At 57.9% G+C, this 20,132-nt stretch carries 20 protein-coding genes; 10 read left to right on the plus strand and 10 right to left on the minus strand.

Translation table 11 applies throughout. The features are described from left to right. Positions 1-13: 13 nt before the first annotated feature. Positions 14-424 (minus strand): nuclear transport factor 2 family protein, encoded by a 411-nt coding sequence (locus ACR0DE_RS03530; protein WP_170398766.1) that lies wholly within the window; start codon positions 422-424, stop codon positions 14-16. Between the two features lie 97 nt (positions 425-521). Between ACR0DE_RS03530 and ACR0DE_RS03535 the strand changes: the two genes are divergently transcribed. Further along, complete coding sequence (locus ACR0DE_RS03535; RefSeq protein ID WP_170406617.1) at positions 522-1,169, plus strand: RluA family pseudouridine synthase; 648 nt, start codon at positions 522-524, stop codon at positions 1,167-1,169. Positions 1,170-1,171: 2 nt separating this feature from the next. Here ACR0DE_RS03535 and ACR0DE_RS03540 read toward each other — a convergent pair whose 3' ends face one another. Further along, positions 1,172-1,363 (minus strand): hypothetical protein, encoded by a 192-nt coding sequence (locus ACR0DE_RS03540; RefSeq protein WP_170398761.1) that lies wholly within the window; start codon positions 1,361-1,363, stop codon positions 1,172-1,174. A 104-nt stretch (positions 1,364-1,467) separates the two neighbouring features. Between ACR0DE_RS03540 and ACR0DE_RS03545 the strand changes: the two genes are divergently transcribed. The 4 genes from ACR0DE_RS03545 to ACR0DE_RS03560 all read left to right on the plus strand — a co-directional run bounded on the left by ACR0DE_RS03545 (position 1,468) and on the right by ACR0DE_RS03560 (position 4,447). Further along, on the plus strand, positions 1,468-2,160 hold the full coding sequence (locus ACR0DE_RS03545) for a helix-turn-helix transcriptional regulator (RefSeq protein WP_480751864.1): 693 nt from the start codon (positions 1,468-1,470) through the stop codon (positions 2,158-2,160). Positions 2,161-2,278: 118 nt separating this feature from the next. After that, positions 2,279-2,950, plus strand: coding sequence for a YiaD family glycine zipper/OmpA-like lipoprotein (locus ACR0DE_RS03550; protein WP_170398755.1), 672 nt, complete (start codon positions 2,279-2,281; stop codon positions 2,948-2,950). 96 nt (positions 2,951-3,046) lie between these two features. Then, on the plus strand, positions 3,047-3,589 hold the full coding sequence (locus ACR0DE_RS03555) for an NADPH-dependent FMN reductase (RefSeq protein WP_480751866.1): 543 nt from the start codon (positions 3,047-3,049) through the stop codon (positions 3,587-3,589). Positions 3,590-3,634: 45 nt separating this feature from the next. Beyond that, entirely contained in the window at positions 3,635-4,447 is an 813-nt protein-coding gene (locus tag ACR0DE_RS03560; RefSeq protein WP_480751868.1) for an HTD2 family dehydratase, read from the plus strand. Here ACR0DE_RS03560 and ACR0DE_RS03565 read toward each other — a convergent pair. Continuing rightward, positions 4,439-5,473, minus strand: coding sequence for an NAD(P)/FAD-dependent oxidoreductase (locus tag ACR0DE_RS03565; RefSeq protein ID WP_480751870.1), 1,035 nt, complete (start codon positions 5,471-5,473; stop codon positions 4,439-4,441). The two genes, ACR0DE_RS03560 and ACR0DE_RS03565, sit on opposite strands and share 9 nt — an antisense overlap. A 55-nt stretch (positions 5,474-5,528) precedes the next feature. Here ACR0DE_RS03565 and mnmC2 point away from each other — a divergent pair, with 55 nt between their 5' ends. After that, on the plus strand, positions 5,529-6,194 hold the full coding sequence (gene mnmC2 / locus ACR0DE_RS03570) for a tRNA (5-methylaminomethyl-2-thiouridine)(34)-methyltransferase MnmC2 (protein WP_480751872.1): 666 nt from the start codon (positions 5,529-5,531) through the stop codon (positions 6,192-6,194). Continuing rightward, positions 6,191-7,060, plus strand: coding sequence for a DMT family transporter (locus tag ACR0DE_RS03575; protein ID WP_480751874.1), 870 nt, complete (start codon positions 6,191-6,193; stop codon positions 7,058-7,060). Before mnmC2 ends, ACR0DE_RS03575 begins: the two co-directional genes overlap by 4 nt. Here the strand turns inward: ACR0DE_RS03575 and ACR0DE_RS03580 are convergent. After that, the gene (locus tag ACR0DE_RS03580) at positions 7,034-9,007 is read right to left on the minus strand and encodes a transglycosylase SLT domain-containing protein (protein ID WP_480751876.1); all 1,974 of its coding nucleotides are present in this window, start codon (positions 9,005-9,007) and stop codon (positions 7,034-7,036) included. The genes ACR0DE_RS03575 and ACR0DE_RS03580 overlap by 27 nt on opposite strands. A 123-nt stretch (positions 9,008-9,130) precedes the next feature. Between ACR0DE_RS03580 and dapA the strand changes: the two genes are divergently transcribed. Beyond that, a complete protein-coding gene (gene dapA, locus ACR0DE_RS03585) occupies positions 9,131-10,003 on the plus strand; it encodes a 4-hydroxy-tetrahydrodipicolinate synthase (RefSeq protein ID WP_480751878.1) in 873 nt (290 codons plus the stop codon). Positions 10,004-10,136: 133 nt separating this feature from the next. Here the strand turns inward: dapA and ACR0DE_RS03590 are convergent, their stop codons facing one another. The 5 genes from ACR0DE_RS03590 to pdxR form a co-directional block, all read right to left on the minus strand. Beyond that, positions 10,137-11,024 carry a dimethyl sulfoxide reductase anchor subunit family protein gene (locus ACR0DE_RS03590; RefSeq protein ID WP_480751881.1) on the minus strand — a complete coding sequence of 296 codons (888 nt, stop codon included), beginning with the start codon at positions 11,022-11,024 and terminating at the stop codon, positions 10,137-10,139. Further along, positions 11,024-11,773 (minus strand): 4Fe-4S dicluster domain-containing protein, encoded by a 750-nt coding sequence (locus ACR0DE_RS03595; RefSeq protein WP_170596827.1) that lies wholly within the window; start codon positions 11,771-11,773, stop codon positions 11,024-11,026. Before ACR0DE_RS03595 ends, ACR0DE_RS03590 begins: the two co-directional genes overlap by 1 nt. A 91-nt stretch (positions 11,774-11,864) precedes the next feature. Beyond that, positions 11,865-14,681: a molybdopterin oxidoreductase family protein gene (locus ACR0DE_RS03600; RefSeq protein ID WP_480751886.1), complete on the minus strand. Its 2,817-nt coding sequence runs from the start codon at positions 14,679-14,681 to the stop codon at positions 11,865-11,867. A gap of 170 nt (positions 14,682-14,851) precedes the next feature. Further along, complete coding sequence (xsc, locus tag ACR0DE_RS03605; protein ID WP_170398722.1) at positions 14,852-16,627, minus strand: sulfoacetaldehyde acetyltransferase; 1,776 nt, start codon at positions 16,625-16,627, stop codon at positions 14,852-14,854. A gap of 124 nt (positions 16,628-16,751) precedes the next feature. After that, positions 16,752-18,212: a MocR-like pyridoxine biosynthesis transcription factor PdxR gene (gene pdxR / locus ACR0DE_RS03610; protein WP_170398719.1), complete on the minus strand. Its 1,461-nt coding sequence runs from the start codon at positions 18,210-18,212 to the stop codon at positions 16,752-16,754. A gap of 146 nt (positions 18,213-18,358) precedes the next feature. Between pdxR and ACR0DE_RS03615 the strand changes: the two genes are divergently transcribed. Both ACR0DE_RS03615 and ACR0DE_RS03620 read left to right on the plus strand, forming a co-directional pair. Further along, positions 18,359-18,667, plus strand: a complete 309-nt coding sequence (locus tag ACR0DE_RS03615; RefSeq protein ID WP_170398716.1) for an ArsR/SmtB family transcription factor — start codon at positions 18,359-18,361, stop codon at positions 18,665-18,667. Further along, positions 18,660-19,691 carry a permease gene (locus tag ACR0DE_RS03620; protein ID WP_480751890.1) on the plus strand — a complete coding sequence of 344 codons (1,032 nt, stop codon included), beginning with the start codon at positions 18,660-18,662 and terminating at the stop codon, positions 19,689-19,691. The genes ACR0DE_RS03615 and ACR0DE_RS03620 overlap by 8 nt, the downstream gene beginning before the upstream one ends. A gap of 42 nt (positions 19,692-19,733) precedes the next feature. On the opposite strand, the gene ACR0DE_RS03625 is transcribed toward ACR0DE_RS03620, so the two are convergent. Then, positions 19,734-20,123: a hypothetical protein gene (locus ACR0DE_RS03625; RefSeq protein WP_170398710.1), complete on the minus strand. Its 390-nt coding sequence runs from the start codon at positions 20,121-20,123 to the stop codon at positions 19,734-19,736. Positions 20,124-20,132 lie beyond the last annotated feature (9 nt).

Consider the following 20,132-nt stretch of genomic DNA (forward strand, 5'->3'; position numbering starts at 1 on the left):
GGCAAAGGAACCGTTAGCTCAGTGCATCTTTGAACTTTAGAAAGCGCGCATCTTTCATGACTCGTGCCATCATGGCTTCGCGCAAGGCTCCGACGGTCTTGTAAGGACGCATGACGACCTCAAATTCCTGAATAAGCCCGTCTGCGTTTAGCGTGATCAAGTCTACACCCACGGCGTCCAAGGCACCGACTTTGCATTGAAACTCCAATGCCCAATCGTCGCCGTCGCCCATGATCCGACGATATTGAAATTCGGAAAACACCTGACCCACATGACCCAGAACCGCTGCAACAGGTTCACGCCCGGTCCAGGTGCTGTAGTAAGTGGGTGGTGAAAACCGCACATCTTCGGCCAGCAACTCTTGGATCAGGCCTTCATCGCCTTTGGCCACCACTTCTTGCATTCGTTTGATCGTCGGGTGCATACCGTCTTCCCTCTTGTTGACCAAAGAGTTGCTGAACCTTTTCACTCACGCAAGGACGACGTTGCGGGAGGGGGCCGCCTGAGATAGGCAAGCGCGCATGAGCGAAACCTATGATCCCCCAAACTCTCCTCTGGATGTGCTGTTTGAAGACACGCAATTGATCGTGGTTAACAAGCCGGCGGGTTTGTTATCGGTGCCGGGGCGGGGCGCGCATCTTGCTGATTGTCTGCTAACCCGCGTGCAAGTTGCGTTTCCACAAGCGTTGCTGGTGCATCGGTTGGATCGGGATACATCCGGTGTAATGGTGTTTGCACAGACGCCGCATGCCCAGCGGCATCTGGGGCTACAGTTCGAAAATCGCCAGACCCGCAAAACTTATGTCGCGCGCGTATGGGGGCGGGTAGAACCAAAAACGGGAACGGTTGACCTACCGCTGATCGTCGATTGGCCCAATCGCCCCCGTCAGATGGTCTGTCACGACACCGGCAAGCCTGCTGTTACGGATTGGCGCGTGGTTAAATTCGAGGGCGAGACAACGCGTGTTCGCCTGTCTCCCAAGACCGGACGATCGCACCAGTTGCGGGTTCATATGCAGGCGCTGGGGCATCCTATCTTGGGTGATCCGTTTTATGCCGATGGCGCGGCACGCGACTTCCCGCGGTTGATGCTTCATTCGGAAGAACTGCGCCTCAAAAATCCCGAAGGCGGGGTGTCGATGAAATTTCGCGCGCCAGCCGAGTTCTGATTCTAAGCGTTACTGGTCCAAAGCATCTTCAGGTTTCCCAGCGAAAACCGCCTGGTGCGTTTGACCGGGCGTATAACTTGGCGTTCCCGTGCGGCAGCAATTTCACGTTCGATTTCGAATCCGCGCAAAACGTGATCTTGGGACCAGCGATCCAGTTTCAAGGTCATCATGACGTGATTGTCGAGGTAGGGCATGGTCACTCTCCTGAATTGCAATTGCCCAATCTTCGCCCAACACTCCTGACACCACCTTGTCAGGGGGGTGTGCTAAGTTGTCAGCAGATCTTTAGGAGACCCGGATGCGCCGATCGACACGTCTGTTCGAAATCATTCAGATCTTGCGTGCTGCTGAAGCGCCCGTGACGGCCGATGCGTTGGCCTCCAAGCTCGAGGTTTCGGTGCGCACCGTCTACCGCGATATTGCCGCGTTGCAGGCCCAGCGTACGCCAATCGAAGGCGAAGCGGGTGTTGGCTACTTGATGCGGCGCGGCTATGATCTGCCGCCATTGAATTTCGATGCGGAAGAGGTTGAGGCTCTGTGGGTGGGCCTGTCGATGCTGGCCCGCACTGGTGACAGTACCCTGCAACAGGCCGCTGATCGGGTGTGTCGTAAGATCGAAGCCCTGCGCGCGCCAGCTGACTGGCTTCAGGTTGCGCCTTGGGGCGCGCCGATGGATGATCCGGAAAAGGGCTGTGTGCCGGTCGTAAACTACCGCGAAGCGATCCGGGCTGAACGCAAAATACGCATCACCTACGTGAATTCGGAAGGCGAACGTACCGAACGCACGGTGCGGCCCGTCGCCCTGATCTACCACATAGAATGCACTATGCTGGCCGCGTGGTGCGAGCTGCGAAATGGGTTTCGCCATTTCCGCACAGATCGGATCTGGGCATGCGAACTGACCGAGGATCATTTCTGCGGGCAAGGGGAACCTCTGCGCGCGATCTGGCAGGAGCAGAACAGCTGGGATAGCTCCAAAGGGGTCGCCTGAATGGCAGGTATTCGCCGATTTCACTCAATTGTTGCTTGAGGCTCTTTGTTCTCACTGTGTTATACTAAGCGGAACGAAACAAACCCGGTGAACGGGTACGTGAGCAGAAGGTGATTCAATGACGATTTCCAAATGTGTACTGACGGTTGGACTGTGTTCAGCCCTGTTTTTGGGGGCGTGTACCGACCCGGGCACTCTCAGCGTGCAGAACGATCCCAACCAGAATGCCAAGCAAGGCGCGTTGCTGGGTGGTCTGATCGGCGCTGGTGTGGGCGCAATTGCCAATGACTCTGACCCACTGTTGGGGGCGTTGGCCGGTGGGGCCATCGGTGCTGCAGGCGGTGGCGTGATCGGCAACCAGCTTGACCGGCAGGCGGCAGAGCTGCGGCAGCAACTGGCCAATGACGGCATAACGATCGTCAACGCCGGGGATCGCCTGATCGTCACGGTTCCGAATGACATCACTTTTGACACCGACAGTTCCACCGTGCGCCCGGCCTTGCGTGCCGATTTGGTGAAGGTGGGGCAGAATTTGGTTAACTACCCGAATTCGAATGTCCAGATTATCGGTCATACTGACAGTGACGGAGAGGCGTCCTACAACCTCGGACTGTCTGAACGCCGCGCCAATGCGGTGGCTGATATTCTGCAGGCCAATGGTGTCAGCTACGCCCGTATCACTACTGTCGGGCAAGGTGAAAACAACCCGATCGCATCGAACCTGACACCCGAGGGGAAAGCCCAGAACCGGCGGGTCGAGATTGTGGTAGTTCCCAGCGACAACACCTGATCACGCGTCTCGCGCACAATGACTGCGCGTCATCGGGCCTTTGGTTCGAAGGTGTCTCGGGATAACTAAGGGGAAACACCAAAGCGGAGTTTCCCCATGTCCCAACCGATCCTTCTTGGCCTTTCCGGCTCGCTACGGCAGGATGCGACCAACCGTAAATTGCTGCGCGAAGCTGCACGCCTGTTCGAACCCGGCATGTTCATTGAGGCAGATCTCAATCTGCCGCTTTATGACGGCGATCTCGAAGTTGGCGAAGGCATACCTGAAGCCGTGCAGGTTTTGGCCGATCAGATTGCCCAGGCCCACGCGGTGATCATATCAACGCCGGAATACAACAAAGGGCCTTCGGGTGTTCTAAAGAACGCGCTGGACTGGGTCAGCCGGACGAAAGGCAAGCCATGGATGGATAAACCGCTCGCCGTCATGTCCGCCGCTGCGGGCCGGGCCGGGGGGGAACGGGCGCAAATGATCTTGCGATCCTTCATGGTCCCCTTTCAGCCGCGCATTCTGCAAGGCCCCGAGCTTCATTTAGCTGACAGTTCGAATGAATTTGATGCAGAAGGGCGGCTGTCTAACGACCGCTACGAGCATACGCTGCATAACCTGATGCAGAAGCTGCGGGCAGAGGCCGGGTTTTAATCCCCCTTGCTTGCCGGTCTGTACCGCAACTTCTAGGTTATGCGGATGAAGGATCAAGACCAGATAGAGACTCAGGCCGATGTCGTAGATTCTGCCCGAGCGGCTGCACTGCAGGTAGCATTGGGGCGGGAACCGACGATTGAGGCAGGCTTAGTACTACCTCCCTTCTTTCATCAGCTCTATTTCTGGTCGCCGCATGTGCCGAGCGATCTGGGGCGTGATGGACATCCTCGGGTAGGCCAAGGTCTGATCCCCGATATGGGACTACCAAGGCGCATGTGGGCAGGTGGGCGACTGCAGTTTCATCAGCCCTTTGTGGCAGGGGTCGCAGCCGAGCGTCGGACGGTCAGAGAAAGCGCCTTGGCAAAGACAGGACGTAGCGGACCGTTGGCATTTGTCACCCTACGTCACGAGATTTGGCAAAAGGGCGCGCTGAGCGTGACCGAATGGCAGGATCTGGTTTATCGTGAAGATCCCTCATCAAACGCACCGGCTCCAAAAGTTCCGATGGCTCGAACGGATGAGTTGGATCACCGCATTGTTGAATTTGATACAACCCTGTTGTTCCGCTATTCGGCGCTGACGTTTAACGGACACCGGATCCATTACGATCTTGACTATGCACGCGACGTGGAAGGCTATGCCGGGCTGGTTGTCCATGGGCCTCTGCTGGCCCAATTCCTCATGTTGTTCGCAACCGATCTGATGGGGCCTCTGGCGGAGTTTACGTTTCGCGCATCGTCGCCGCTGATGCATTTCGAAACGGCGACCCTGTGTCGGAACGGTCAGGAGTTTTGGGTGCGTGGACCCGGAGGCCGACAATGCATGTCAGCCAAGGCAATACCGCAATCAGAGTGAAGCTTCGGGGAGAAAATCCTGCGGGATTCTATCGCGCCCTTCCAGCATCAAGTCGGCTATGACCTCGGCCACCTTCGGTGCCATACCAAAACCGATCTTGAATCCCCCATTGGCGATAAACTGCCCTTTGTGCAGGGGATGCGCGCCCAGCATCGGCGCGCGGCTTTTGCTGCGGGGGCGGACACCGGCCCAGCGTTCGATCACTTCCGCCCCGTGCAGGACCGGCACGGCACGCATGGCGCGGTCCAGTACATCGTCCAGAGCGGAATCTGTGCTGGTCGGATCGTCGTATTCACGTTCTGATGTCGAGCCAATGGCCAACGTACCATCGGCATGGGGCACGATGTGAACGGCATCGGCAAACAACTGTGGTACGTCACCCGCATCAAATCGCAGCAACGCCGCCTGTCCTTTCACGCCGTTACCGATTGTCTTGCCAAACGCCTTGCTGAGCTCTTGCAGACCCGCAAGTCCAGTGGCGTGTACGACTTGTCCCTTGTCGGGCGCTTCGGCGGTAACTTCTACTCCCATTACGGCAAGCGCGGCCACCAGCGCTGCGCAGGCACGCCTTGGGTGCATGCGCGCGCTTAGCGTATCGTGGACGACATATCCCGTCGGGCTGGGTGGGCACCAGGCACCAATCTGATCTATAAACCGGACGCGCCAATTAGCCTGACCCTGCCAGAGTGTTGCAGCTGTTTGTTCACGCGCTTGGGCCAGCTCCAAACCGCGTGCGTCTGGTATGGGTTGCAGACGCCCAAGACGTGCGTAGCCGGGCGACACACCACCGGTGGCCTCGACCTGTTTCCAGAACGGTTCAGCCATGATTAAACTTTCAAACTGGAACGCCTTTTTGGTGTTCCAGTTTTCGGGTACATGTGGGGCCAGCGCGCCAACAAGCCCTCCACTGGACCCCGCGCCCGGACCAAATGGGTCGACGATCTGAACCTTCGCGCCGCGCCGTGCGCAGGTCCAGGCGATGGAGAGGCCAAATATTCCTGCGCCCCGCACCGTCACATCGACCATTGCCAATCCCCTTTTCGTTGTTCAGTGTCGCGCCGCTTAGCTACAGGATTCCCCGATGGCAGACCAGCGCGCCGAACTTACTTGGACGGAAGACCAGATCCCGGTCTCGGATCGGTTCGATGACCCCTATTACTCGTTGCAGAACGGGTTAGAGGAAACGCGGCATGTGTTTCTGGCAGGCAACGATCTGCCAACGCGCTTTGTACCGGGGTTTCACATCGCTGAACTAGGCTTTGGCACCGGCCTGAATCTGTTGACCGCGTGGTCGGCGTGGGAAGCAGCAGGGCAGACTACACCTTTACGGTTCACCAGCTTCGAGGCCTTTCCGATGGCGCCTGACGATATGTCGCGTGCTTTGGCGGCCTTTCCCGAGGTGGCACCGTGGGCCGATCGCTTATTGGAAACATGGAATGGGCAGAAATGCGTGCTGGACACGTTGCATCTTGAGGTCATGGTCGGAGACGCGCGCCAGACCTTGCCCACATGGGCAGGTGAGGCAGATGCGTGGTTTCTGGATGGCTTCTCACCCGCAAAAAACCCCGAGCTGTGGGAGGCTGACCTGATGCAGCAGGTGGCGGAGCACACGATCCAAGGCGGTACAGCGGCAACCTATACTGCCGCGGGTTTCGTGCGTCGGGGTCTATCCGATGCAGGTTTTGATGTTACCCGCAGCCCCGGCTTTGGCCGTAAACGGCACATGACCCGGGCGGTGAAGCAATGAGCCAGAAGAACAACGTCAACGCCGGTATAGCGCTTATGGTCAGCGCGACGATCGTGTTTGCTTTGCAGGATGGGATTTCGCGCCATCTGGCCGGTACCTACAATACGTATATGGTGGTGATGATCCGGTACTGGTTCTTTGCCGCATTCGTGATTGCTCTGGCTGCGAGATCCAGCGGAGGTTTGCGGGCGGCGGCGCAAACCAGCCAGTTGGGACTCCAGATATTCCGGGGTGTGTTACTGGCCGCAGAAATTTGTGTCGCCGTTTTCAGCTTTACCATTCTGGGCTTGATTGAAAGCCAGGCCGTTTTCATCAGCTATCCGCTGCTGATCGCTGCCCTCAGCGGCCCGGTTCTGGGTGAGAAAGTCGGCTGGCGTCGCTGGGCTGCCATCGGGGTCGGCTGCATCGGGGTGTTGATCATCCTGCAGCCCGGTGCCGGTGTGTTCAACCCTTGGGCTGTGATCCCGCTGATCTCGGCGTTTATGTTCGCGATTTATGGCCTGCTGACACGGTATGCGGCTCGGCGGGACAGTACTGCGACCAGTTTTTTCTGGACTGGGGTGGCTGGTGCAGTCGCAATGACTGCTGTTGGTGTCTGGTTTTGGGAAGCCATGGCCAGCAGCGATTGGTTTTGGATGGGGTTGCTTTGCATCGCAGGCGCTCTGGGACACTGGCTATTGATTAAGTGCTACGAAATGGCTGAGGCCAGCGCCGTGCAACCCTTTGCCTATTTCCATCTGATGTGGAGCGCAATTCTCGGCATCACGATCTTCCACGAGACCCTGCGCCCCGAGGTTGTTCTGGGCGCAGCTTTGGTGATCGCGGCGGGCCTGTTCACCTTATGGCGCGAACGACGAAAGGGTTGAACCGGTTAGTTCCTTTGAGAATGGCACTGGTAAAGCTGGCCGCCCAAGCCGAGCGCGATAGACCGGCAGGCTTTCGGCGACACGCATGACATAGTTGCGCGTCTCCTTGAAAGGAATGGTCTCAATCCAGTCGATCACGTCCACCTGGCCCCGGCGCGGGTCGCCATAGCGTTCCATCCACGAAATCGGCCGTCTTGGCCCCGCGTTATATCCAGCGGCCATCATCACGACATTGCCGTTGAAGTCCTCTGCAAGCGTTGCAAGATAATTCGCCCCCAGCTTTGCGTTATATTGCCAGTCCGAGGTTAGGCGCGCGGTTTTATGGCCACCCAGAATACCCAAATCCTGAGCCACAAGTTTGGCGGTAGCGGGCATGACCTGCATCAAACCGCGCGCGCCTGCGCCACTGATGACTACCGGATCGAACTCACTTTCGCGTCGGGCAATTGCCAGCGTCATTTCCTTCGCCATGGGAAGTCCCATATCTGCGACCGGGTGCACTGGGTAATAAGCGGCAGGCAAAACAACACCGGTTGTTGCCGCGCGCTTGGCGATCATGACGGCCAGATGCGGTTCGTTCAGTTCGATCACCAGGTCCCCCAGCTGAGCGGCTTGGGTTTGATCGAGACCTTCCACCAAATGGGTCAGAAACCGTTCTGAAAGGTTTCCCTCTCCTGCGCGCTGCAACAGCAATCCAGCCTCCAACACGCTTGAGTCAGCGAATGCGGCTTGTTTCCAATGCGGCGCGCGGCGTGGGTTGGCCAATTCGCTGTCAAACGGACGGCCGATTTGTTCCGCCGCCAGCAACCCGTAGAACGAGGTCTGATAGTTCGCGCCTTCGGCATAAGCCTCGTGCGCCTTGTCAGCATCCCCCTGCGCCGCATAGGCGCGGCCCAGCCAATATCCACCTCGACCCTTCGAAATTGGCGATTGCACCGCCTCCGAGAAATTCTGGAAATGCCGCACCGCCGTGGCCGGATCATTCAGCTTGCGCAGCGCCAGAAATCCCGAGAGCCACTCTAAATCAGCGTAGCCATAGCCCATTTCGGGGGTCATGTGGTGATTGGCGGCAATCGCATAGGCGCGTTCGGCATCTCCCGTGCGCATCTCAAGACGTGCCAGTCTGCGTCGCCCTTCCGCCCATTTGTCGGGTTCACCCAGCGATTTTGGTCCGGTCGAGCGTGCCAACATCAGATCAATGGCGCTGTCGTCCAGTTCTTTGCGATCCCGCCACACGAAACGATCAAATGCCAGGCCAGGGTCTTTGGCCAGTGATTCCGGCACTGCGGCGACTTTGCCGTCCACTCCGTTTTCGCGCTTTTGCAGGGCAATGCGCGCCTCGGCCAGTTTGCGCTGATCAGAGTTGACCAGGGGCAGCATCCGCCCGGCGCTGACCAGATGCCCATCCCACAACATCCGATCCAACCTGGCCTCGTGATGTGGTCTCAGAAGTTTCCCGAAGTTCTCAAGATAATCCTTTTGCAGGCCCGACCCCATCGGCATGGTCCGCCAAGCGGTTACGACGTCGGCTTCTGCTTCACCATTGCGGCCTTGGCTTTTCAAAGCCACGGCATAATTCAAAGCACCTTCTGCTGTTTGCGGAGGCATCCCTTCGTAGAATTTCAGAACTCGATTCGGATCGGCCCCGGTGAATGATGTCTCGCTTTTACGGCGCAGCCAGGCCAAACCGGGCCAATCCGGGCGCCGCTCAAGAAACACCAGCACATCGCCCGAGCTGCCAAAACCTTCGCGTAGCCAATGCCAGACAATAATGTCACGCGCCACCGATCCACGCTGGCCTGCAACGCGCAGCGCGGCATTCCAATCGCCCTTGCGCATCTCATAGAGTCCCGCGCGCAAATCCTGCGTCGCATCCGCACGAGTGGCATGCGGCTGTAGCATCAGCGCCAGAATCATCGCTATTCCAAGCGACAGAATACGTCTCATCCCTTGCATTCCCCAACAAACCAAGGATACAGCCATGCAGGATAAACCTTGCGCCGCCGGGATCAACTCACAAACCCTTAATCGTGACAGACCGGTGCGCAAAAAACACCTAAGGAGCGTTCCATGTTTAAAGGCTCAATGCCAGCCCTGGTCACCCCGTTCAGCAACGGCGCGTTGGACCTGGAAACGCTCAAACACCTGGTGGAATGGCAAATACAGCAAGGTTCGACCGGTCTGGTTCCGGTTGGTACGACCGGCGAAAGCCCGACCCTCAGCCATGAAGAACATGAAACGGTTATCGCCGAAGTGGTGAAGGCTGCAGCAGGTCGCGTGCCTGTCATCGCAGGCGCGGGCTCCAACAATACTGTCGAGGCAATTCGGTTTGTTCAGTTTGCGCAAAAAATCGGTGCGGATGCGGCGCTGGTCGTAACCCCCTATTACAACAAGCCGACCCAGAAGGGGCTGCTGGCGCATTTCCAAACTCTGCATGACAGTGCCGATATCCCGATCATCATCTACAATATCCCGGGTCGTTCGGTCATCGACATGACTCCTGCAACGATGGGTGAGCTGGCGAAACTGCCGCGCATCATCGGAGTCAAGGACGCGACCGGAGATCTGGCGCGCGTCAGCCAGCAGCGTGCAAGCTGTGGTGCGGATTTCTACCAGCTGTCCGGGGAAGACGCGACTGCACTGGGCTTCAATGCTCATGGCGGAGTGGGCTGCATCTCGGTCACCGCAAACGTGGCTCCGAAGCTCTGTGCTGAATTCCAGCAGGCAACGCTGAATGGCGACTACAAAATGGCGCTGGAGTATCAGGACCGCCTGATGCCCCTGCACGAAGCGATCTTCATCGAGCCCGGTCTGGTTGGCGCAAAATACGCGCTCAGCAAACTTGGCCTGTGTAGCACCGAAGTGCGCTCGCCTCTGACCGAGCTGGAAGACAGCACCAAAGCCGATATCGAAGCAGCAATGGCGCATGCTGGATTAACCTGAAATCAATATACGGACTCGTAAGGGCGGCCTCGAAGATCGAGCGCCGCCCTTTTTTAATTCGGGATCCAAATTTCATCTGGCTAGAAATACCTCGGGGGAGGCGCGGCTTGCCGCGACGGGGGCAGAGCCCCCATCAACGCTTGCCGTAGTACAACCCAACCACATGCTCTGCTTGCGCGAAGAACAACCAGCGTGAAACAGCAACGCCGGTGAGATGCGACAACACCGCCACAAGCGCAAAGACATGCTTGATCAGAACGCCGCCAAAGGGGATCAGAAGCAGCAGTAAAGGCAGCACAAAAGCCAGACCAAAAGATATCATCCGTAGTTTCTGCGCATGCTTCCGACCGACCACATGCACAAACTCACGCAGCAGATAGTTTGTACCTGTATGAGGTGGTTCGAATGCGCGGACAGCGCCTCGCTCACCAAGCCCTGTCGCGGTTGCCAGCGTGGTTCCCGATCGGGACAACGCATCGTCGCCCTTGGCCCAATAGGCAAGCTGTACAGCGCCGGCAATAGCCAGCAACCAAGGGGCAAGCGCTTCCGCTCCGGCCAACAAAGCACCGCCTGCAAGGCTGAACGACAAGAACATGGCCGGTGTCAGGTTCATGTTCCAGCGAGGGATGGTCTTGAGCTGCGTGTAGATCATCGATGTGGTGAAGACCGTGGCCAGCGAGAATGCCGCCCCGATCAAGCCCAGCACACCCCAGCGTTGGCCTAGAAAGACCGCACCAATTGCATAGAGCCCCATGACGAGCAGCGCGATGACCGCGCACCAGCCCTCGCGGCTGAGCCAGCTTGAGCGCCACTGTGTGAAGGCTTTCCAGGCGCGCTCTGGGTGGCCGAGGTGGAAGGTCGACGCGAGCAAACCGCCGACGGACAAGCCATAGGCAATTGCGAAAAACACAAACGCGACCCAGCCCGAGACGTCAGGTATGCCGAGCCCCAGGAAGAACAAGAGTCCAAATCCGAGGCCGGACAGGGTGGTAAAGATGATAACGGAAGGTGCCGGGTGCATCAGAGCTTCTCCAGGGTCTTGTCGAGCCAGCCGAGGAAACCCTTGGGCTCTTCGGCGACCGGGGCCAGCAGAGGGGCCAGGATGTCAATCTGCTCCTCAATTTTGTCCTTGGGTCGGGGCGGCAGGTACTTGTTGACGGGCTTGGTGCCCATTTCAGGCATTAGATCCATGCCGTCACGTTCGGCGACCAACCTGCTGACATCACTGCCAGGGTCGCCGAGATCGCCAAAATGCCGGGCACCTGCCGGGCAGGTGCGCACACAAGAGGGCACACGATCCACCTCGGGTAGGTTCTCGTTGTAAATTCGATCGACGCAAAGCGTGCATTTCTTCATAACGCCTTCGGCCTGATCCAGCTCGCGTGCGCCATAGGGGCAGGACCACGCGCACAGGCCGCAGCCGATGCAGTCACTTTCGTTGACCAGAACGATTCCGTCCTCAACCCGCTTGTAGCTGGCACCAGTGGGGCAGACGGTCACGCAGGGTGCGTCTTCACAATGCAGGCAGGATTTTGGGAAGTGGATCAATTGGGCATGCCCTTCGGCGGGTTGCACCTCGTAAGAGTGCACCCGGTTCAGGAAGGTGCCTGAAGGGTCAGCACCATAAGCATCCTGATCCGACAGTGGCGCGCCGTAGTTTTCGGTGTTCCAGCCTTTGCATGAAATGACGCAGGCATGGCAGCCAACGCAGGTGTCCAGATCAATGACCAGACCCATCTTGCGTTCGGTTGATTGGGGGAGCTGGGTCATGACTGCCTTGCCTCTGCGATTGTGGTCAGGGCGGGCTGGGGCTCTGCCCCAGACCCCGAGATATTTATAGCCAGATGAAGAACGGATCGGGTCATTTGCCCACCTTCCAGGCCAAATCCTTTGGCCCCTGCCCGACCGGCGATTTGATTGGAGCGAATTCTGGCTGGCTTTCAGCATCGCTTGGAGCGGCGGCCTTTTCGATTTTTACCTTCAGATCGAACCAGGCGGCCTGACCGGTGATCGGATCAGAGTTTGCCCAGCGCAGGCCGTCACCTTTGGGGGGCAGCAGTTCGTGGATCAGGTGGTTGAGCAGGAAACCCTTGGTGGCCTCGGGGGCGCCTTTCTGCAAGGCCCAGGCCCCTTTGCGCTTTCCGATGGCATTCCAAGTCCACACGGTATTGTTGTTCAGCGCAGCCATCTCCATGACGGGTACCGTGATCTCGCCATGTGGAGAGCTGACTTTGGCCCAATCGCCGTCTTGCAGACCGTGTTCACGCATCAGCTTGGTCGGGACGTATAGCGGGTTGCGCCCATGCAGCTGACGCAACCAGGCGTTTTGTGTGCCCCAACTATGATACATCGCCATTGGCCGCTGGGTCAGAGCGTTGACGGTGAAACCTTCATTGCCGGTCTGATCGATTTCGTACCAAATGGGCAAGGGGTCCATTGTATCTTGGATCTGCGCGCGCAGGTGATCTGGGGGCTGGCGTTCCCCGTAGCCTTCGGCGGCCAGTTGGAATTTACGCATCGGCTCGGAATAGAGCTGGAATAGATAGGGCTGTGGGCTGTCATAGATACCCATGCCCACAGCCCATTTTTGATAGGCAGTGTTCCAAGGTTTGTAGTAATCCGCACCTTCGGGAATATGCGCGACATAGAAGCCACCATTCTCGATGTATTGGTTCAATTGGTTGGGGTTAACCTCGCCACGACCTTCCTTGTCGCCGTTTTCGCCCCGGAAACCGGCAAGCGGTCCAATCCCCGGCTTGCGTTCGTGGTTGACGATATAGTCGGCGTAATCCGTCCACTTGGCGCTGCCATCATCGTTGGTAAAGCCGGGCAGGCCCATGCGGTTGGCCAGATCAATCAGAACCGACTGGAAGCCGCGTACGTCGCGGTCGGGTTCAATCACCGGCCAGCGGATCGCGTCTGCCGCTGCCTCGGCCTCGCAGATCGGGCGGTCCAGTAGCGAGATACAGTCGTGTCGTTCCAGATAAGTTGTATCGGGCAGGATAAGGTCGGCATAGGCCACCATTTCCGAGGAATAAGCATCGGAATAGATGATATGCGGGATCACGTAGTCGCCGTTCTCATCCTTGTCCGTCAGCATCTCCATGACACCCTTGGTGTTCATGGTCGAGTTCCAGGACATGTTCGCCATGTACATGAACAACGTGTCGATCTTGTAGGGATCGCCCGCATGTGCGTTCGAGATCACCATATGCATCAGCCCGTGGCTGGACATCGGGTTTTCCCATGTAAACGCTTTGTCGATCCGCGCCGGGCTGCCGTCTTCTTTCAGCGCCAGATGCTCGGGGCCGCGAACAAACCCCAGATGCGGCCCGTCCAGCGGCGTATTCGGCGTCACCTTACAATGCGGAGTCGGATGCGCCTCAACTGGCTTGGGGTAGGGCGGCTTGAAGCGGAAGCCGCCGGGGACTTCGACCGTTCCAAGCAGGATCTGCAGCACATGCAGGGCGCGGCAGGTCTGGAAACCGTTGGCATGGGCTGAAACGCCGCGCATCGAGTGCATCGCGACGGGGCGACCAATCATCTTCGAGTGTTTCTCGCCCCGGAAATCGATCCATTCATGGTCCAGTTCGAACGCTTCATCAAAGGCCACACGGGCCAACTCGCCAGCAATCGCGCGAATGCGGGTCGCCGGCACGCCGCATTTATCTGCGATTGCCTCGGGGGCGTATTCATCCGCCAGATACCGTTCTGCCATTTGGTGGAAGACGGGGCGGTGAGTGACACCGTCCTTTTCGTAGGTCGCTGATAGGTCAGGGCGGACGCCGGGGGTGTCGAAAGCAGTCAGCTTGCCGGTATTGCGGTCGATGACCAATGGCTTGCCGTCATCGTCTTTCAGGAACAGACCCTTTTCCGGACCGTCGGATGCGTTGATCAGGACCGGCGCGTTGGTGTAGCGACTTAGGTAATCCAGATCGATTTTGCCTGCCTTCATCAGCACATGGATCATCGACAAGATGAACAGGCCATCGGTACCGGGGGTGATGCCGACCCAATCATCTGCCACGGCGTTATAGCCCGAGCGGATCGGATTTACCCCAATCACCCGGGCACCGCGCGCCTTGATCTTGCCGATGCCCATTTTAATCGGGTTGCTGTCGTGGTCTTCTGCCACGCCGAACAGCATGAACAGCTTGGTGTGATCCCAGTCGGGCTGACCGAATTCCCAGAATGCACCGCCCATCGTGTAGATGCCACCGGCTGCCATGTTGACCGAACAGAACCCGCCATGGGCCGCATAGTTACAGGTGCCGAAATTCTGTGCCCAGAAACTGGTGAAGCTCTGGCTCTGATCACGGCCGGTGAAAAAGGCCAGTTTCTCAGGGTTGTCTTCGCGGATCGGTTTTAGCCAACCGACAGCGATCTCGAGCGCCTCGTCCCAACTGATCTCTTCGAACTCGCCAGACCCACGCGGGCCGACGCGTTTGAGCGGTGCGCGTAGGCGCGACGGGGCGTTCACCTGCATGATTCCTGCGCTGCCTTTGGCGCAGAGAACGCCCTTGTTTACCGGATGATCCCGATTGCCTTCGATATAGGCGACCTTCCCATCCTTCATGTGCACGTTGATACCGCAGCGGCAGGCACACATGTAGCATGTAGTCCGGCGGATCTCGTCTGACACGGGTGGGGATAGGTTGAGGTTCGGTTGTTGATTCACGCTGTCTCTCCCTGTGGCGGATCGCCTTGGTACCTGTACGTGTTGAACACACTGGAGCGTAAGCACACCGGGCTCAACCATATAGAGGAAGAGAGTGCAGGCACCCCCTTCCTCTGCTTTTCTTTAAGCGGAACGGTTGAACCCGGTCCGACTTATGTTTTTGACAGCATTCAAACCTGCTGCAGACGCATGTCGCTTGCGTCGATACCTGCAACCTCAACCGGCTTCTTCATCGCGTCGCGACGGAAGGGTTCACCCAGTTCCTGGTTGATCATTGCTTCGATCAGGGTGGTGATGCCGTTCTTCTGGTCCTCGATCGCCTGGCTCAGCGCCGCTGTCAGTTCATCCTGAGTGCGCGCGATGACGCCTTTCAGGCCACAGGCGTTGGCGATGCCGGCATAGGACACTTTTGTGTCCAGCTCGGTGCCGACGAAGTTGTCATCGAACCACAGGGTCGAGTTGCGCTTTTCCGCACCCCACTGGTAGTTGCGGAACACAACCTGAGTGATGGCGGGCCATTCTTCGCGACCGATGGCGGTCAGTTCGGTGACTGCAATGCCGAAGGCACCGTCGCCAGAGAAGCCGACAACCGGTACATCCGGGCAGCCGATCTTCGCGCCAATGACCGAAGGCAGACCATAGCCACAGGGGCCGAACAGGCCGGGGGCCAGATACTTGCGGCCTTCTTCAAACGAAGGATAGGCGTTGCCGATGGCGCAGTTGTTGCCGATGTCGGACGAGATGATCGCCTCTTTCGGCAGCGCGGACTGGATCGCGCGCCATGCTTTGCGCGGGCTCAGCCAGTCCGGCTTGGCAGCGCGAGCGCGCTCGTTCCAGGTGGTGCCCGGATCGTCCTGCTCGTGATCCATCGAGGTCAGTTCTTGCGCCCAACGCGATTTGGTTTCGGCGATTTTCGCCTTGCGCGCGTCGCGGCCTTCGTCACCGGCTGTGTCGGACAGTTGGTTCAGGATGCTGGTGGCAACGGTCGCCGCATCGCCCACGATACCAACCGAGACCTTCTTGGTCAGGCCAATGCGGTCGGGGTTGATGTCGACCTGAATGATCTTTGCATCTGCAGGCCAGTACTCCATGCCGTAACCTGGAAGGGTCGAGAACGGGTTCAGGCGGGTGCCGAGGCACAGAACAACGTCTGCTTCCTTGATCAGCTGCATACCGGCTTTTGAGCCGTTATAGCCCAGCGGGCCAGCGAACAGTGGGTGCGAACCGGGGAAAGCGTCATTGTGCTGGTAGCCAACGCAGACCGGGGCATCCAGACGCTCGGCCAGTGCTTTCGACGCTTCGATGCCGCCTTTCGACAGAACGGTGCCTGCACCGTTCAGGATAACGGGGTTCTTTGCGTTCGACAGCAGAGCGGCAGCTTCGGATACGGCCGATGCACCACCCGAAGGCAGTTCAAACTCAACAACAGCAGGCAGCTCGATGTCGATCACCTGAGTGAAGAAGTCGCGCGGAACGTTGATCTGCGCAGGTGCCGAAGCGCGCTTGGCGTTCATGATCACCCGGCTCAGAACCTCGGCCATACGGCTGGGGTCACGCACCTCTTCCTGGTAGCAAACGCAGTCTGCGAACATGCGCATCTGCTCCATTTCCTGGAAACCACCTTGACCCATGGTCTTGTTTGCGGCCTGCGGAGTGACCAGCAGCAGCGGAGTGTGGTTCCAATAGGCAGTTTTGACGGCGGTCACAAAGTTGGTGATGCCGGGGCCGTTCTGGGCGATCATCATCGACATCTTGCCGGTTGCGCGGGTATAGCCGTCGGCCATCATGCCGCCGGACCCTTCGTGGGCACAATCCCAGAAAGTGATGCCTGCTTTGCCAAAGATGTCGGAGATCGGCATCATGGCCGAGCCGATGATACCGAACGCATGTTCGATGCCATGCATCTGCAGGGTTTTTACAAAGGCTTCTTCGGTGGTCATCTTCATCTGCGTAATCTCCGATCATAGAAGGATGGAACGGGGGTTTTGCACCCAGTTTTCTGATCGGTTTTGGCGTACGGGTGTCTGTGGCGTTAGGGCCAGAACCGGTAGCGGTTTAAGTCCAGAGCGCTTAAGAACGCCGGATCGCTTCAGCAATCTGTTGGATTCCCGGTTCGATACGATCCGACGAGATTGAAGAGTAGCCCAGCCGATAAAAGTTCTTTGGCCTGTTCTGGCTTGAAAAAAATGCCTCACCCGGTTCGATATGGACGCTTTGGCGCTGCAGGTCTCGGGCCAGTTTGCTGGTGTCTACATGCAGCGGCGCTTGCATCCAGATCGATGATCCGCCCAGCATCCCGCGCCCAGCAACAGTCAGACCATATTGTCCAATCGCCTCCTCAATCGCTTCGCGACGGCGTTGCAGCGTTTTAGACATGCGCCGGATCTGAGCATCATAGTGGCCGAGCGATAGGAAGTAGGCTGCGGTTCGCTGCATGTGGCCAGGAGGGTGACGCAAGACCAGAGATCGCAGGGCGCGCGCTTCACGGATAAAGGGTTCGGACCCGACCATGTAGCCCAATCGAAGCCCCGGAAACAGCGACTTGGAAAAGCTGCCTACGTAGATCACCCGCCCATCGCGATCCATTGACCTGAGCGCCGGTGACGGGGCCCCGAGAAATGACATTTCGAATTCATAGTCATCCTCGACGATCATGGCATCCAATTCGCGGGCACGACGCAGCAGTGCATGTCGGCGGTCCACCGGCATGGTCGCGGTTGTCGGGCTCTGGTGGCTGGGGGTGGTGAATATGACGTCGGTATCGTCAGGGATTGTTTCCGGGGGCAACCCGTCCCGGTCGACCTTCAGATAAGACAGCTTGCATTCCGAGTGAATCAGAAGATCGCGCAGGGCGTAATAGCAGGGGTCCTCGATCGCTGCCCTACGGTTCCGGTTCAGCAATATGCGAGACGCCAGCCAAAGGGCGTTCTGAGCGCCCAGGGTGATCAAGATTTCTTCGGGCCGGGCTACAATTCCACGGCGGGGAAGAGTATGCCGGGCGATGAATTCAAGCAGCAGCGGGTCGTCCTGATCGACATAGTCCCCGGTCAGAGAATCAAAGTCCTTATGTCCCAACGCCCGAACCGCGCAGAGACGCCAGTTTGCATGATCGAACAGCTTTCTGTCGACTTGGCCATAAATGAAGGGATAGCGGTAGTCACGCCAGTTGCTGGGTTTTGTCAGCACATCACCGCCCGAGAAACGGCGGGCAAACGCCTGATCCCAGTCAACCACTTCGGTGTCGCGCCGCACTGGCGTGTAGGTCGGCGGCACTGGCGCATTTTCTGAAACATAGTATCCCGACCGGCCTTTGGCGGTCAGGTAATCATTGGCCAGCAGTTCAGTATAGGCAAGCGTGACCGTAATCCGGCTGACACCCAAATGGGCAGCAAGTTTACGGGACGAGGGCAGCTTTTCCCCGACGTGGAAGCGTCCTGACAGAATGCCTTCGGCGATCAGCTGTTGCAGCTGCGCCTGTAAGGTGCCTTGCCCATTGCGTTCCAAAAAGAATGTGTCGACCGAAATACCCATTGCATCGTTATAGGTTGGACCTAAGGCGGTGGCAATCTGGACTTATGGCCCTGCGAACCATGTTGGGAGTTTTCCGCACATGCGCGGTTGACGCAGGATATGAATTAAACTAAATAACCAGAAATCTAGTTTAATGGAGATAAAGGATGTGGGAAGAAGCTGCCGCAGGTTTCTCTGCCATGGGCTCGGAAGCCCGATTGAAGGTTCTTAAGACCTTGGTTCGTGCTGGGGAAGCAGGCCTGACCGTTGGAGAAATTCAGACGAGGACAGGAATCGCGCCCTCGACTCTGGCGCATCATCTGCGGTTTCTGGCTGCTGGCGGAGTAGTTGAGCAAGAGAAGATCGGGCGTAGCACGATCAACCGCGCGTGCTTTGACGAATTGAGAAACCTGGCGCAGTTCATCCTTAGTGAATGCTGCGCAGACGAAATCGGAAAGGCCGCAAACGATGGCTGAACTAACACAAAACCCCAAGCCACTTGCCAGAAACCTGATCGACCTGATCAAAACGCCCTGGGCTCTGATCGTGGTCATACTGGCGCTGGTGGCCGTTCTTGATCCGGGCAACTGGACCGAGGTTGTGAGTTTTGCAGCCAAAGCGCTTGCGCATACGGGCCAGTACATCCTGTTTGCTGTTCTGCTGCTATCATACCTGAAGGCAACCGGGGCCGAAGTGATGGTCGCCCGTGCATTTGAGGGTCGCGAGACACGGATGATCTTTCTGGCCGCGTTGTTTGGCGGGCTGGCCCCATTTTGTTCCTGCGAAGTGATCCCATTCATCGCAGGCTTGCTGGCTCTGGGTGCGCCATTGTCGGCCGTGATGGCATTCTGGCTCAGTTCACCGTTGATCGACCCCCCGACGTTGCTGATTACTGCGGGTGCGCTGGGTTGGCCGTTTGCAATTGGTAAAGCGGTTGCCGCTGTCGCGTTGGGTTTGTTCGGCGGGTTTGCCGTGCGCACCCTGATGCAGGGAGGTGCCTTTGCGCAGCCGTTGCGTGAATACAAACCCGCTGGTTGCTGCGGTTGCGGACCAAAGCAAGATGACAAACCCGTCTGGAAGTTCTGGCAAGACCCTGACCGTCGGACGCGCTTTCGGGTTGAGTTCGTTCATAACGGTCTGTTCTTGCTCAAATGGCTGGCATTTGCCTACGTGCTCGAAGCATTGCTGGTCAGCTATGTTCCGGCAGACCTGATCGCCCGCGTTGTTGGTGGTGAGGGTGTTGTACCAATCGTCATCGCAGCCTTGGTCGGAATGCCTGCCTATCTGAACTCTTACGTCGCACCACCGCTTCTTGCGGGTCTGATGGAGCAGGGTATGAGTGCGGGTGCTGCGATGTCGTTCATGGTGGCCGGCGCCGTCAGTTCGATACCTGCGATGGCGGCCGTGTGGTCACTGGTGAAACCGCGCGTCTTTGCCACCTATCTGGGATTGGGCATCAGCGGCGCTATCGTAGCAGGCATCCTGTTTCAGATGATCTGAACAAAAAACCGCTCGGTTGAGCCATCGGGCGGTTTTGCTTTTCTAGCTCGCTTCGCAATATCGTGGCAGTTTGAACCGATACCTTGGCTCTCCACTTTCAACGAAAACCCGTTTCTCGATACAGGCTTGGGTTCCAACTGTCTGAGCAATCGGCCCTTCGGTCGAGGTGATTGATGCTGCTGAGCCATCCGGCAAGCGCACCGAAGCAATGACCCCGTTCTTGAGATCGCCATTGATCGGTGTCGCCGACAAAACCGCGACGGTGAGAAACGCCTCGTGCTCGTGCTTGCCGTCGTCATTCAGCAATAGCAAGCCAGCGACTATTGCAATCATCACTACGGCACCTGTAATGGCCAACCACCAGGATTTCAGGAACACATAGATTGAAACGGCACGATGCGCGTCGAAGAATAAGGATAGAACCTTTAGCATCAAATCACC

Source organism: Ruegeria sp. C10 (genome assembly GCF_056537805.1).

Excerpts from the sequence above, each read along its gene's own strand:
- mnmC2 (WP_480751872.1), top strand. The coding sequence starts at position 5,529 with ATGGCAGACCAGCGCGCCGAACTTACTTGGACGGAAGACCAGATCCCG.
- ACR0DE_RS03550 (WP_170398755.1), top strand. The coding sequence starts at position 2,279 with ATGACGATTTCCAAATGTGTACTGACGGTTGGACTGTGTTCAGCCCTG.
- ACR0DE_RS03590 (WP_480751881.1), bottom strand. The coding sequence starts at position 11,024 with ATGCACCCGGCACCTTCCGTTATCATCTTTACCACCCTGTCCGGCCTC.
- ACR0DE_RS03595 (WP_170596827.1), bottom strand. The coding sequence starts at position 11,773 with ATGACCCAGCTCCCCCAATCAACCGAACGCAAGATGGGTCTGGTCATT.
- ACR0DE_RS03615 (WP_170398716.1), top strand. The coding sequence starts at position 18,359 with ATGTGGGAAGAAGCTGCCGCAGGTTTCTCTGCCATGGGCTCGGAAGCC.
- ACR0DE_RS03575 (WP_480751874.1), top strand. The coding sequence starts at position 6,191 with ATGAGCCAGAAGAACAACGTCAACGCCGGTATAGCGCTTATGGTCAGC.
- dapA (WP_480751878.1), top strand. The coding sequence starts at position 9,131 with ATGTTTAAAGGCTCAATGCCAGCCCTGGTCACCCCGTTCAGCAACGGC.
- ACR0DE_RS03530 (WP_170398766.1), bottom strand. The coding sequence starts at position 424 with ATGCACCCGACGATCAAACGAATGCAAGAAGTGGTGGCCAAAGGCGAT.
- ACR0DE_RS03565 (WP_480751870.1), bottom strand. The coding sequence starts at position 5,473 with ATGGTCGATGTGACGGTGCGGGGCGCAGGAATATTTGGCCTCTCCATC.
- ACR0DE_RS03555 (WP_480751866.1), top strand. The coding sequence starts at position 3,047 with ATGTCCCAACCGATCCTTCTTGGCCTTTCCGGCTCGCTACGGCAGGAT.
- pdxR (WP_170398719.1), bottom strand. The coding sequence starts at position 18,212 with ATGGGTATTTCGGTCGACACATTCTTTTTGGAACGCAATGGGCAAGGC.
- ACR0DE_RS03535 (WP_170406617.1), top strand. The coding sequence starts at position 522 with ATGAGCGAAACCTATGATCCCCCAAACTCTCCTCTGGATGTGCTGTTT.
- xsc (WP_170398722.1), bottom strand. The coding sequence starts at position 16,627 with ATGAAGATGACCACCGAAGAAGCCTTTGTAAAAACCCTGCAGATGCAT.
- ACR0DE_RS03620 (WP_480751890.1), top strand. The coding sequence starts at position 18,660 with ATGGCTGAACTAACACAAAACCCCAAGCCACTTGCCAGAAACCTGATC.
- ACR0DE_RS03545 (WP_480751864.1), top strand. The coding sequence starts at position 1,468 with ATGCGCCGATCGACACGTCTGTTCGAAATCATTCAGATCTTGCGTGCT.
- ACR0DE_RS03625 (WP_170398710.1), bottom strand. The coding sequence starts at position 20,123 with ATGCTAAAGGTTCTATCCTTATTCTTCGACGCGCATCGTGCCGTTTCA.
- ACR0DE_RS03560 (WP_480751868.1), top strand. The coding sequence starts at position 3,635 with ATGAAGGATCAAGACCAGATAGAGACTCAGGCCGATGTCGTAGATTCT.
- ACR0DE_RS03540 (WP_170398761.1), bottom strand. The coding sequence starts at position 1,363 with ATGCCCTACCTCGACAATCACGTCATGATGACCTTGAAACTGGATCGC.
- ACR0DE_RS03580 (WP_480751876.1), bottom strand. The coding sequence starts at position 9,007 with ATGAGACGTATTCTGTCGCTTGGAATAGCGATGATTCTGGCGCTGATG.